The sequence below is a fragment of the Streptomyces sp. NPDC030991 genome, assembly GCF_055571235.1.
In genome coordinates, this window is the sequence record NZ_JBVIFR010000002.1 from 323,793 (window position 1) to 337,415 (window position 13,623).

At 67.1% G+C, this 13,623-nt stretch carries 9 protein-coding genes; 2 read left to right on the top strand and 7 right to left on the bottom strand.

All coding sequences use genetic code 11. The features are described from left to right. Nucleotides 1-5 precede the first annotated feature (5 nt). The 7 genes from ACZ45E_RS05010 to ngcE form a co-directional block, all read right to left on the bottom strand. Nucleotides 6-1,286, bottom strand: a complete 1,281-nt coding sequence (locus ACZ45E_RS05010; protein WP_468216646.1) for a sugar ABC transporter permease — start codon at nt 1,284-1,286, stop codon at nt 6-8. Beyond that, a complete protein-coding gene (locus tag ACZ45E_RS05015; protein ID WP_468216649.1) occupies nt 1,283-2,074 on the bottom strand; it encodes an ATP-binding cassette domain-containing protein in 792 nt (263 codons plus the stop codon). The genes ACZ45E_RS05010 and ACZ45E_RS05015 overlap by 4 nt, the downstream gene beginning before the upstream one ends. Before the next feature lie 190 nt (nt 2,075-2,264). Continuing rightward, nucleotides 2,265-3,395 carry an ABC transporter substrate-binding protein gene (locus ACZ45E_RS05020; protein WP_468216650.1) on the bottom strand — a complete coding sequence of 377 codons (1,131 nt, stop codon included), beginning with the start codon at nt 3,393-3,395 and terminating at the stop codon, nt 2,265-2,267. Nucleotides 3,396-3,515: 120 nt separating this feature from the next. Next, on the bottom strand, nt 3,516-4,715 hold the full coding sequence (locus tag ACZ45E_RS05025; RefSeq protein WP_468216652.1) for an ROK family transcriptional regulator: 1,200 nt from the start codon (nt 4,713-4,715) through the stop codon (nt 3,516-3,518). A 193-nt stretch (nt 4,716-4,908) separates the two neighbouring features. Next, on the bottom strand, nt 4,909-5,862 hold the full coding sequence (locus ACZ45E_RS05030; RefSeq protein ID WP_468216655.1) for a carbohydrate ABC transporter permease: 954 nt from the start codon (nt 5,860-5,862) through the stop codon (nt 4,909-4,911). Between the two features lie 14 nt (nt 5,863-5,876). After that, nucleotides 5,877-6,800: a carbohydrate ABC transporter permease gene (locus ACZ45E_RS05035; protein ID WP_468216657.1), complete on the bottom strand. Its 924-nt coding sequence runs from the start codon at nt 6,798-6,800 to the stop codon at nt 5,877-5,879. A gap of 109 nt (nt 6,801-6,909) precedes the next feature. Continuing rightward, the gene (gene ngcE, locus ACZ45E_RS05040) at nt 6,910-8,364 is read right to left on the bottom strand and encodes an N-acetylglucosamine/diacetylchitobiose ABC transporter substrate-binding protein (RefSeq protein ID WP_468216658.1); all 1,455 of its coding nucleotides are present in this window, start codon (nt 8,362-8,364) and stop codon (nt 6,910-6,912) included. Nucleotides 8,365-9,262: 898 nt separating this feature from the next. Between ngcE and ACZ45E_RS05045 the strand changes: the two genes are divergently transcribed. Both ACZ45E_RS05045 and ACZ45E_RS05050 read left to right on the top strand, forming a co-directional pair. Beyond that, entirely contained in the window at nt 9,263-9,562 is a 300-nt protein-coding gene (locus ACZ45E_RS05045; protein ID WP_468216661.1) for an STAS domain-containing protein, read from the top strand. Nucleotides 9,563-9,742: 180 nt separating this feature from the next. Continuing rightward, nucleotides 9,743-13,585 (top strand): GH92 family glycosyl hydrolase, encoded by a 3,843-nt coding sequence (locus ACZ45E_RS05050; protein ID WP_468216663.1) that lies wholly within the window; start codon nt 9,743-9,745, stop codon nt 13,583-13,585. Nucleotides 13,586-13,623: the final 38 nt, after the last annotated feature.

The window sequence follows — 13,623 nt, forward strand, 5'->3', positions numbered from 1 at the left end:
AGCGGTCAGGCGCGGCCGGCCGACTTCTGGGTCTTGCGGGTGACCGAGTCGATGACGACCGTGGCGAGGAGCACACCGCCGGTGATCATGTACTGGATCGGGGTCTCGATGCCCTGGAGGGCGAGGCCGTACTGGATCGAGGTGATGACCAGCACACCGAGCAGCGCGTTCCACGTGCGGCCCCGGCCGCCGAAGAGGCTGGTGCCGCCGATGACGGCCGCGGCGATGACGTTCATCAGGAGGTCACCGGAGCCGGCGCTCTGGTTGGCCGCCGCGATCTTGGAGGCCCAGAAGAGGCCGCCGACCGCCGCGAACAGACCCGCGACGGCGAAGACCGAGACGCGGACCGCCGTGACGTTGATGCCGGCCCGGCGGGACGCCTCGACGCTGCCGCCGAGCGCGAAGACCTTGCGCCCGTACGAGGTGCGGCGCAGCACGAAGTCGGAGCCGACCAGGACGATCGCGAAGAGCAGCACCGCGAGCGGCAGGCCCTTGTACTGGTTGAAGATGATCGCGACACCGAACGCGGCGATCGCGAGGAGCACCGTGCGCAGGATGATGTCGCTGAGCGGCCGGGACGGGATGCCCGCGGCCTCGCGGCGCCGGTTGGCGAGGAAGGTCGGCACGAAGTAGCCGAGGACGGCGACGACGGCCAGGCCGTAGGCGGCGGCGACATCGGAGAAGTAGTAGTTGGTGAGGTTGCCGACCACTCCTTCGCTGTCGATGTTGATCGTGCCGTTGGAGCCGAGGATCTGGAGCATGAAGCCGTTCCAGAACAGCAGGCCGGCCAGGGTCACGGCGAACGCGGGCGCGCCGATGCGGGCGAAGAAGAAGCCGTGCAGGGCGCCGATGACGGCACCGGCCGCGAGGGCGGTGAGGACGGCGAGCCACTCGTTGACCCCGTGGGTGATGCTCATCACGGCCATGATCGCCGAGGAGACACCGGAGACGGAGCCGACCGACAGGTCGATCTCGCCGAGCAGCAGCACGAAGATGATGCCGACCGACATCATGCCGGTGGCCACCATGGCGACGAAGATGTTGTTGAGGTTCTGCGCGCCCAGGAAGGCCGAGTTGAGGCTCTGGAAGATCGCGCAGATGACGATGAGGCCGATGACGACCGGTATCGCGCCGAGGTCACCGCCGCGCATCTTGCGCTTGAACTCGCCGACGTAGCCCGCGAAACCCTGCTCGCGCACGAGGAGCCGGGGGTCGACGGCGGTCACGGTGGCACCGGCCGCCGCGGGGGCGGCGTCCACGGGTGCTTTGGTCTTGTCGATGCTCACTTCTGAGCCTCCGCGTTGCTGCGCGCCGCACGACGGGTCACGGCGTTGTCCGTGGCGCCGGTGATGGCGGAGATGATCTCTTCCTGCGAGGTCGTACTGACCTCGAACACACCGTTGTTGCGGCCGAGCCGCAGGACGGCGACCTTGTCGGCGACGGCCTTCACATCGGCCATGTTGTGGCTGATGAGGATGACCGCGTGGCCGCGCTCGCGCAGCCGCTCGACGAGGTCGAGCACCTGGGCCGTCTGCTCGACACCGAGGGCGGCCGTCGGCTCGTCCAGGATGACCAGCTTGGGCTCGCCGAGCATGGAGCGAGCGATGGCCACGACCTGGCGCTGACCGCCGGAGAGCGAGGCGATCGGGATGCGCACGCTCGGGATGCGGATGGAGAGGGTCTCCAGGAGCTGCCGGGAGCGGCGCTCCATCTCGACCTCGTCGAGGACGCCGAAACGTTTGATCTCGCGTCCCAGGAAGAGGTTGCCGACGACGTCGAGGTTGTCGCAGAGCGCGAGGTCCTGGTAGACGGTCGCGATACCGAGAGCCTGGGCGTCGTGGGGGCGGTTGACCGCGACGGCCTTGCCGTTCCACTCGATGACGCCCTCGTCGATGGGGTGCACCCCGGCGATCGTCTTGACCAGGGTGGACTTTCCGGCACCGTTGTCGCCCACCAGGGCGACCACCTCACCGGCGTGGACCTCAAGCTCTACGTCGGTGAGCGCCTGGACGGCACCGAATCGCTTGGAGACCCCGCGCAACGCCAGCACGGGCGTAGCGGACACGTGAACCATCTCCTTCGCCGCCAAAGGCCTGACCCGGCGGGAGGTTGAACAGAAGAAAAGACTGGGGGGTGTTCCGTCCGGCGCCCCGCCGTTGAGCTTTGCGGGGCTGTCGGCGGCGGGGCGCCGGACGTGCTCACACGGGAGCGCTACCAGGAGAGGTGCGCAAAACCCGTGCGGGACAAGGGAGTTACTGCAGGGGTTACTTCTTCAGACCGATCTTGTCGCAGGCGGCCTTGTACTTGGCCGTGCAGATCTCGCCGAGGGTGTAGTAACCCTCCTTGATGACCGTGTCCTTGATGTTGTCCTGGGTCAGGGAGACGACCGGGACGATCACCGCGGGGACACCCTTCTCGGTGCCGCTGTCGACAGTGCCGGTGGCGATGGAGCTGTCGAGCTTGCCTTCCTTGGCGATGGAGACGGCCATCTTGGCGACGGTCTCGGCCTCGGTCGGGTAGGACTTGAAGACGCTCATGTACTGGTCGCCGGTGATGATCCGCTGCACACCCGCGAGCTCGGCGTCCTGGCCGGTGACCGGGGGAAGCTTGCTCAGGCCCGCGGCCTTCAGCGCGGTGATGCTGCCGCCCGCCATGCCGTCGTTGGCGGAGTAGACGCCGGCGATCTTGTCCTTGCCGACCGCGGAGATGGCGCCTTCCATGTTGGCGTTGGCGTTCTCCGGCTTCCACTCCTTGGTGTCGTACTCCTTGGCGATCGTCACCTTGCCGTCGAGGACGGAGTGGGCGCCCTTCTTGAACTGGGCGGCGTTCGGGTCGGTGACCGCGCCGTTCATCATGACGATCTTGTTGCTCTTGGTGGCCTTGGAGCCCAGGGCCTTCAGCAGCGCCTCACCCTGGGTCTTGCCGACCTCCTCGTTGTCGAAGGAGGTGTAGGCGGAGATCGGGCCCTCGGCCAGGCGGTCGTAGGCGACGACCGGTATGCCCGCGTCCTTGGCCTTCTTCACGCCGTTGGCGACGGCCTTGAAGTCGACCGCGTCCAGGATCAGCACGTCGACCTTCTTGGTGATCATCGTGTCGATCTGCTGCGACTGGAGGGTCGCGTCCTGCTTGGCGTTCAGGTACTCGAGCTTGCCCTTGCCATTGGTCAGCGTGGAGACCTGCTTCTCAATGATCGGCTTGTCGAACTTCTCGTACCGCGCGGTCTGGTTCTCCGGCAGGAGCAGACCGACGGTGATGTCGTCGCCCTTCTTGCCGCTGGACGCCTTGTCACCGTCGTCATCACCCTTGGACTCCTTGGCGGAGCCGCAGGCGGCGAGCGAGACAGCCATGGCAGTGGCACAGAACGCAACAGCGGCACGACGCATACGCGTGTTCACTTTGAAACCTCCCTGACGAGGCCGCGACGTTGCGGCCGAGGTGGCTGGAAGTCAACTCGGCCGCAACCCCAGCGTCAAGGAGTAAATCCTTAACGAGATGGCAACGGTGTCATGCGTTCTCTAAGTGAAGGCAGGTGTTACTGCGGGCATCGTGCCGTCCAAAAGGGTCGAATCGCCCATCTCGCTGAGGGCCAGCGCGAGCGCGCCGAGCACCTCCGCGCGGCCCCCCAAGGCCCCTGGGAGGACCGAGAGTTGGCGGGCCGCACTCGGGATCGCGTAACGGCCCACGGACTCCCTGATGGGCCCCAGGACCAGCTCCCCGGCCTCCGCCAGATCGCCGCCGAGGACGACCCGGCTGGGATTGAGCAGATTGCAGAGGTTCGCGACGCCCGAGCCGATGTGCCGGCCCACGTCGGCGATCACGCGGCGGCAGCCCGGGTCGCCGTCCCGGGCGAGCCGGACCACGCCCTCCAGGGTCAGATCGGTGCCGTGGCTGGACTGCAGCAGCGGCAGCACGTACCGGGCGGCGGTGAACGTCTCCAGGCAGCCGCGGTTGCCGCAGCGGCAGACCGGGCCCGACTCGTCCAGCGTGATGTGCCCGATCTCGCCCGCTGTGCCGCCGGGCCCCCGGTAGATCTTCCCGTCGATCACCAGGCCGGCGCCGACGCCGCTCGCGACCTTGATGTAGGCGAGGTCCTTGACGCCCCGCCCGCTCCCCCACACCAGCTCGCCCAGGGCGCCCAGGTTGGCGTCGTTGTCGACGTGCACGGGCACGCCGAGGCGCCGGCCCAGCTCCTCGGCTGGCTTGGTGCCGGTCCAGCCCGGCAGGATCGAGGTGGAGCCGAGCGTGCCGCTCTCCACGTCGATGGGGCCGGGCACGCCGAGACCGACACCGGCCACCTTCGAGCGGTCCACACCGGTCGCCGCGACGAGCCGCTCCACCAGCTCCTCGGCCCGGTCGAAGCCCTGCGCGGCGCTGGCGTCCACGTCCAGCGGTTCGGACTCCTCGGCGAGCACCTGGTGGGCCAGGTTGCCGATGGCCACCCGCAGGTGCGTGTGGCCGAAGTCGACGCCGATGACGATGCCCGCGTCGCCGCTGAGCGAGACGCTGCGGGCCCTGCGCCCGCCGGCCGAGGTGGGCGTGACCTCGACCGTCCCGCCCTCCTTCAGCTCCCGGACGATGTTGGAGACCGTGGCCGCCGACAGCCCCGTAGTCCTCGCGATCTCCGCCTGCGTGAGCGAACCGGCGAGCCGCACGGCGCGTACGACCCGCTCCAGATTGGCCCGGTGCAGCGACGACTGCGACCCCGGAGTCTCCATTGACTCTCCACCCTTTGCCCCTGGCCCGTGTCACACCGGGTGACCGGCCCTTGTACAAGTTATGAACTCCAAACTCCGCTGAAGGTGTCTCCGCCGTCAAGCCCTTGACAGAAATCGGTTCCAGCGGGCGCGCACAAGGGTCCGGCCCGGAGAGCATCTCTCCGGGCCGGACCCCAGCGCCACGGGCGGAGCGCTACTTGAGCGCCCCCGCCGTCAGACCTGCCTGCACCTGGCGCTGGAAGATGAAGTACACGATCAGCACGGGCAGCATGGCGATCATCATTCCCGCCATCAGCGCGCCCCAGTCGTTCTCGTAGCCCTGTTGCAGCGCGATCATCGCGAGGCCCTGGGTGAGCACGTACTTCTTCTCGTCCTGGTTGAGCACCATCGGCAGCAGATACTGGTTCCACTGCCCGAGGAAATTGAAGATGCCGATGCTGATCAAGCCGGGCTTGGCCATCGGGAGCATCACCTGGAAGAAGGTGCGGGTGTGCGAGGCGCCGTCGATGAGGGCCGCCTCGGCGACCGATGTCGGCAGCGTGCGGAAGAACGCGGTCATGAAGAAGACCGTGAACGGGAGCGAATACGCGATATAGACGAGGATGAGGCCCTGATAAGTGGCCAGGAGCGACGTTCCGGGGAAGTCCCGCAGCACGAAGAAGAGCGGGATCACCAGCATGAAGACCGGGAAGGACATACCGGCGACGAACAAGTAGTAGATGAACCGGTTGCCCGGGAAGGTGAAGCGGGCGAGCACGTACGCGGCCATGGAACCGAGCACCATCGTGCCGATCACCGAGCCGCCCACGATGATGATGGTGTTCAGGAAGTACTGGCCCATGTTCGCCTTGTTCCAGGCGTTGGCCCAGTTCTCGAAGTGCAGCGAAGTGGGCAGGCCCCACGGATTGGTCAGAATCGCGTTGGAGTCCTTGAAGGAACTCCACAGCACCCACAGCAGCGGTACGCCCACCATGAGCGCCCACACGACGAGCATGCCGTGTGAGAAGACGTTGAGGATGCCGCCCTCGGAGCTCTTCGCCTTGGTCTCGCCGAGCTTCTTGGTGACGCCGCCGCGCTGGCCCGGGACCGTGGGGGGCGCCTGGTCCGACTTGCTGACCTGACCGGATTCGCCGGTTTCGATCGTCATCTGGTGCCCGCCCTTCAGAACTCGATGCGCTCACGCCGCGCGAAGCGCATCGTGAGGATGGCGAAGGCCATGGTGACGATGAGCATCGCGATGCCCATCGCGGAGGCATAGCCGAACTGACTGTTGGTGAACGCGGTGACGTACAGGCGCAGCGGCATGACGTCCGTCGCACCGTTCGGGCCGCCCATGTTGACCGACATGATCTGGACGAGCGCGAAGGCGTCCATCGCGATGATGCCCATATAGACCCAGCCCGTCTGCACGGTGTCCCACAGCAGCGGCAGGGTGATGCGGAAGAACGTCTGGAAGCGGTCGGCGCCATCGAGCAGCGCCGCCTCGTAGATGTCCCGCGGGATCGAGGCCATCGCGGCGGAGAACAGGACGACGTAGAAGCCGACGTTCGCCCAGACCATGACGACCATGATGCAGAGCAGGGCGATCGACTTCTCGCCGAGCCAGGCATTGGTCAGGCTGTCCAACCCCACCGTGGAGAGCAGCGAGTTGAGCATGCCGTCCTGCGGGTCGGGGTTGTACACGTTCCACCAGATCACCGCGATGATGGTGATGGAGATGACCTGCGGGAAGAAGAAGACGAAGCGGTAGAACTTCGTTCCGGCGACGCCGGTGACGACCTCGTTCTTGCGGCGCTTTCCGCCGACGTTCAGCATGAACGCGAAGAACAGGCCGAGGGCGAGCGTGACGATCGGGACGGCGACCAGCATGTAGATGTTGTGCCGCAGCGCGTTCCAGAAGTCGCTGTCGTTCCACAGGCGTTCGAAGTTGTCGAGCCCGACGAACTTCGCGCCGCCCACCAGTCCGGACCAGTCCGTCATCGAGATCTGGAAGGCCTGGACGAACGGCGAGATCACGAAGATCGCGTAGACGATGATGGGTAGGGCCAGGAAGCCCACGATGAATCCGTACTTGCCGTGTTGCATGGTGCTCCCCGGCCCTTCCCTTTCGAGTGCAGTGCCGCCGGACGGCCCGGCGGCGAGGCGCCGCCGGGCTATTGGCCCGGCAGTTCGGTGAACTGCCGGGCCGCGCGGATCACTTGTCGCGTTTGAACTTCTTGATCGCGTCGTCCTTGGCGACCTTGTCGGCGTACGCCTGGGTCTTCTTGATCCAGTCGGCCGCGGAGAGGTCACCGGTGAGCAGGTCGCCGGTGAGACCGCCGATCTTGGAGTCGGTGAGGTCCGGGTACCACTCCTGGAGCTGGAGGCTGATCAGGTTCGTGCCGGCCGCCTTGAACACGGAGCTGGCCGACGCCAGACCCGGCGAGAGGGTCATGCCCTCTGTGGCATCCACGACACAGGTCAGGGACTTCACCTTTGTCGCGAAGTTCTGCGCGTGCTTCTTGGAGAGCATGATGCGCAGCATCTCCATGCCGCCGGCCGGGTTCTTGCCCTTGCTGGCGACGACGTACGGCTCGGAGGGCTCGGCGCGCAGGGTGCCCTGCGGCATCTTGTCGGCGGAGCCGCCGTCGAAGAGGGCGCCGACGGCCATCTTGAAGTCCTTGGGCGTGGTCGGCGCCGACTCGTTCTCCACCCAGGAGCCGTTCGGGATGAAGACGGCCTTGCCCTTGTTCCAGGCGGTCTGCGACTGGATGTGGGTCAGGCCCTGGCTGCCTTGGAGGAAGTAGCCCTTCTTGGCCAGCTCCTCGTAGTGCTCGACAACCTGCTTGACCGCGTCGTTGCTGGTCCAGGCGTTGGGCTCCAGGTTGTCGATCTTGATCCAGTTCTCCATGCCGCCGATCTTGGCGATCTGGGCGAACAGGTTGAAGTGGACGTAGTACGGGTACTTGCCGGCGTACGTCCAGGGCGCGATGCCCTTCTTCTTGATCTGACCGCAGAGCTTGACCATGTCGTCGAGCGACTTCGGGTACTCCCACCCGTTGTCGCTGAGGGCCTTCTCCGAGTACCAGGTGCCGTAGATCGTGAAGGCGTAGTACAGGACGTCGAAGACGTCGCCGTGCAGGCCCTTCTCGTACGTCGAGGGGTGGATGGTGTCCTTGACCGTCTTGGACTTGTCGTCCAGGGACGCGGCCTCCATCAGCGCCTTGAGGTCCTGGAGCTGGCCCTGGCTGGACAGGCGGTTCATGTCCAGGTGGTCGGCGCCGGAGTTGTCGATGAGGTCCGGCGGGTTGCCGCCGGAGAAGCGCGGGGTCAGCTTGGGGCCGACCTGCTGGGTGCCGGTGTGCTTGACGGCGCCGCCCCAGGCCTTGGTGTAGTCGGCCTCGGCGTCCTTGGCGTACTGGTCGCCCAGGCCGCCCTTGAAGATGAACGCCTCGAGCGCGGCGCCCTTCTCGACGCCCAGCGGGTTCGTGGCCGACGTCTTGCCCTTGGGCTTGTCGGTCTTGTCGTCGTCGTCACCGCCGCCGGTGGCACACGCCGACAGGAAACCCATCGACGGAACGGCGATCAGGCCGAGCGCCGCGGACCGCTTGATCAGGTCGCGGCGGTTGGTGCCCGCACCGGTGTTGTTCAGGTCGGAAGTGGATCCCATGCTCAAGTCCTCGCCTTCTCCAGGACTCAGGCGGTGAACCGGATCCTCCCCGGCACCGCGGTGATGTGCTGTGTCGTGCCGGGATCGATCCCGGGCCCCGGTCCGGAATGCCATCTCCGAAGGGTGTCCGGAAATGCCCCGTCCCGAGGGAACGCAGTTGGAGCTGGGTGGTTCTGGAAGTTCCGGGATCGGCAGAGCTGCACCGGCGGTCGGTGCTCCCGCACGTCCCGCCGATTCCCCCTGGTCCCCCCGAGTCCGACCACGGCCTGAACACGGCTGGGGCGGACGCCGACAGGTATAGTCCACTTACTGTGAGCTGGGCAAGATCGAATGCAGGGTTGGGCGCCGGTCTTTTCCGAGTTGAGACCTCCCGGAAATAAGCCGCAGCCCGGTAGATGTCGATCTTCCCAACTCTGTTGCCTACAAAGGATGTAGTGGTATGGCAGGGCCGGAAGCCACCGACGCGTCCAGCCGGGGATGAGCGGTGCGAAATCCTTTTTCTCGGGCATTTTGCAGCGTCATGCGTTCGGAGAGTGAACGAATGGCGCTTCCTTTCCTGGGCGTTCCGGCCACGTTCGGCCGGGGGTGCGACGTGCGGGTCCGATGACCAGCACGGGCGTTCCAGGTCCGTCCGGGGCTATCGGTGCGGGCCGTGGCGGCAGTACCCTTCGTAGCGGTACGTGGACTGTGTGTCGCCGTAAGCGCGGTGATGCTCGTCCGGCGATCGCTTCGGGCCCAGGGAGGCCCCTCCGCCAAGCGACTGCCTCCGCGGGATATGTGATCCCGTTTCATGAGCGCCGCCCAGAGCACGCGTGGCTGAGCCCCTTGTCCGTCACAGGACGGCGCCTGGCCTCCGGGACCCCACATGCGCGGCTACTTCGTCGACGATCTTCTCCTCATGGCACCCCTTCGACAGTGCTCAGGCGTCCGCCTGTCCGGCGAGGTCGTCGGCGTCCACAAGGCGTCCCTTGCGGTCGCCGTGGCCGAATGCAGCCGCTCGGCCGAAGAGGTCACCGTGGACCTGACCCAGGTCCACTACCTGGCCAACAGCGCCCTGGAGACCCTCGTGGCCCTCGCGCGCGGCCTCGCCCCGCAGCATCGCCTGCGGGTCCTGGTCCCTCCCGGGCTCCGCGTCCAGGAGCGGCTCGCCGCCCGCGGGTGGGACCGGATCGAAACGCTCCGGCTGGTCGCCGGGTGACGGCCCGCGCCCGCTGCCGCAGCGGCCGGGGCACTCCGCCGGCCGCACCCTGCGCCCATACGGTCCTGCCTGCTCCCGACCCACGTCAACACCCTTGACACCGCTGACCACTTACCTCCCTACTGGACGTTGCGCAACGAACTGACAACGTTGTCTACTTCGTCGGGAGGGTGCTCAGCCATGCAAGGCAGACCGATCCAGTTCGGCCGCTCCAGCCGATCCAGACACAGACTCGCCACCACGGCGGCCCTGGGAGCGGCCGCGCTGGTGCTGACCGCGGTCGGGCAGGGGGCCGCGGCCGGCGCGCCGGGGCAGAAACCGCGCCCGGCCAAGGAGTTCAGCTCCTCCTTCGAGGAGGGTCAGCCCGCCCCGGACTGGCTGAACACGGTCGACACCGCCCCGGACGGCGCCAAGCGGTCCAGCGGTGTCGACGGCGGCTACAGCGGCGGCATGCCGGGCAGTGTCAACGGGCACGTCACGGAGGTCCGCGCCAGCGACGAGAACGCGGGCGGCGGTGAGACCAAGGAGAACCTGCTCGACGGCGAGTCGAGCAGCAAGTGGCTGGCTTTCACGCCGACCGCCTGGGTCGAGTACGACCTGGACGCCCCGGCCAAGGTCACCAAGTACGCGCTGACCTCCGCCAACGACCACGACGAGCGTGACCCGAAGGACTGGACCCTGAAGGGTTCGGCCGACGGCAAGGAGTGGACGACGCTCGACTCGCGCTCCGGCGAGACCTTCGACGAGCGGCTCAAGACACAGACGTACGCGATAGAGAACCCCGCCGCATACGCCCATTTCCGCATCGAGTTCACGAAGAACAACGGTGCGGGCGACGCCACCCAGCTCGCCGACCTCCAGCTGTCCACAGGGGACGAGCAGTCCCCCACGCCCGAGGACATGCTCTCGCTCGTGGACCGGGGGCCGAGCGGCTCCCCGACGGCCAAGGCGGGCGCCGGCTTCACTGGCAAGCGCGCGCTGCGCTACGCGGGCACGCACAAGGGCGAAGGGCGCGCGTACTCGTACAACAAGGTCTTCGACGTCGATGTGGCGGTGCAGCGGGACACCGAGCTGTCCTACAAGATCTTCCCTTCGATGGCGGACACGGACCTCGACTACGACGCCACGAACGTCTCCGTCGACCTCGCGTTCACCGACGGCACGTACCTGAGCGACCTCAAGGCCGTCGACGCGCACGGCGGGCTGCTGACGCCGCAGGGGCAGGGCGCCGCCAAGCGGCTGTACGTGAACCAGTGGAACGCTGTGAAGTCGGGCATCGGGTCGGTCGCCGCGGGCCGGACGATCGACCGGATCCTGGTCGCGTACGACTCCCCCAAGGGGCCGGCGAAGTTCCGTGGCTGGGTCGACGACATCGACATCGCGCGGGCCGAACCGACGCGTCCCAAGGCGCACTTGAGCGACTACGCGTCCACGACGCGCGGCACCAACTCCAGCGGCGGGTTCTCGCGCGGCAACACCTTCCCGGCGACGGCCGTCCCCCACGGCTTCAACTTCTGGACGCCGGTGACCAACGCCGGTTCGCTGAGCTGGCTGTACGACTACGCGCGTGACAACAACGCGGACAACCTGCCCACGATGGAGGCGCTGGCGGCGAGCCACGAGCCGAGCCCGTGGATGGGTGACCGGCAGACGTTCCAGATGATGCCGTCGGCCGCGGCCACGGTGGACACGTCCCGGACCGGCCGCGCGCTGCCGTTCAAGCACGAGAACGAGACGGCCAGGCCGTACTACTACGGCGTGAAGTTCGAGAACGGCGTGAAGGCGGAGATGGCGCCGACCGATCACGCCGCCGCGCTGCGCTTCAGCTATCCGGGGGACGACGCGAGCGTCGTCTTCGACAACGTCTCCGAGCAGGGCGGCCTCACCCTCGACAAGGAGAACGGGGTCGTCACCGGCTACTCGGACGTGAAGTCCGGCCTCTCGACGGGCGCGACGCGCCTGTTCGTCTACGGGGTCTTCGACAAGCCGGTCAAGGACGCCGAATCCGCGGGCGTGAAGGGGCACTTCACCTTCGACGCGGGCAAGGACCGCACGGTCACCCTGCGCCTGGCGACCTCGCTCATCAGCCTCGACCAGGCGAAGGACAACCTGGCGCAGGAGCTGCCGCGGAAGCGGTCGTTCACGTCCGTGCGGGACGCGGCGCGCGCCCAGTGGGACACGCTGATGAAGAAGGTGGAGGTGGAGGGCGCGACGGACGACCAGCGCACCTCGCTCTACTCCTCGCTCTACCGGTTGTACCTGTACCCCAACTCCGGCTTCGAGAAGGTCGGTTCGAAGTTCCAGTACGCGTCGCCGTTCTCGCCGATGACGGGTCCCGACACCCCGACCCACACCGGCGCGAAGATCGTCGACGGCAAGCCGTACGTCAACAACGGCTTCTGGGACACCTACCGCACCACCTGGCCGGCGTACTCGCTGCTGACTCCGAAGAAGGCGGGCGAGCTGGTCGACGGGTTCTTGCAGCAGTACAAGGACGGCGGCTGGATCTCGCGGTGGTCGTCGCCCGGTTACGCGGACCTGATGACCGGCACGTCGTCGGATGTCGCGTTCGCCGACGCGTACGTGAAGGGCATCGACTTCGACGCCGAGGACGCGTACAAGGCGGCCGTGAAGAACGCGACCGTGGTGCCGCCGCAGTCGGGTGTGGGCCGCAAGGGCATGGAGACCTCGCCCTTCCTCGGCTACACGAGCAGCGACACGCACGAGGGCCTGTCGTGGGCGCTGGAGGGTTACCTCAACGACTACGGCATCGCGCAGATGGGCCAGGCGCTCTACAAGAAGACGGGCAAGAAGCAGTACAAGGAGGAGTCGGCGTACTTCCTCAACCGGGCCCGTGAGTACGTGAACATGTTCGACGACAAGGCGGCCGGTACCGGCTTCTTCCAGGGCAAGGACGCGGCGGGCAACTGGCGCGTGAAGTCCGGCGAGTTCGACCCGAGCATCTGGGGTTACGACTACACCGAGACCAACGCCTGGGGCTACGCCTTCACCGCCGTCCAGGACAGCCGCGGCCTCGCCAACCTGTACGGCGGCAAGGACGGCCTCGCGAAGAAGCTCGACACGTACTTCGCGACGCCCGAGACCGGCTCGTCGAAGGTCGCCGGATCGTACGGCGGTGTCATCCACGAGATGACCGAGGCGCGTGACGTCCGGATGGGCATGTACGGCCACTCCAACCAGGTCGCGCACCACGTCACGTACATGTACGACGCGGCAGGCCAGCCGTACAAGACGCAGGAGAAGGTCCGTGAGGTCCTCTCCCGCCTCTACACGGGCAGCGAGATCGGGCAGGGCTACCACGGCGACGAGGACAACGGCGAGCAGTCGGCCTGGTACCTCTTCTCGTCGATGGGCTTCTACCCGCTGGTGATGGGCAGTGGCGAATACGCCATCGGCTCCCCGCAGTTCACGAAGATGACGCTGCACCTGGAGAACGGCCGCGACCTCGTCATCAAGGCGCCGAAGAACAGCGCGAAGAACATCTACGTGCAGGGCGTGAAGGTCAACGGCCGTACGTGGACCAAGACGTCGCTGCCGAACTCGGTCGTCGCCAAGGGCGGGGTCATCGAGTTCGCGATGGGGTCGAAGCCGTCGAAGTGGGGCACCGGCAAGGACGCGGCGCCCACGTCGATCACGCAGGACGACAAGGTGCCGTCGCCGCGCAAGGACGCGATCACCGGGTCGGGCCCGCTCTTCGACAACTCCTCGGCCACGAGCGCGAGTTCCGCGTCCGTGGAACTGCCGGTCGGCGCGGCCGGTACGAAGGCCGTGCAGTACACGCTGACGTCGGCCGACAAGGCGAAGGCCCCCACGGGCTGGACCCTGGAGGCGTCGCACGACGGCACGGCCTGGAAGACGGTCGACGCACGCTCCGGCGAGTCCTTCACCTGGGACAAGCAGACCCGGGCGTTCAGCGTGGCGTCGCCGGGGGCGTACCAGCACTACCGGCTGGTGTTCACCGGCGGGGCGGCGACGGTGGCTGAGGTCGAGCTGCTGAGCTAGCACCGCCGGATCGGGCACCGGCACCGCGGAGGGCGGGC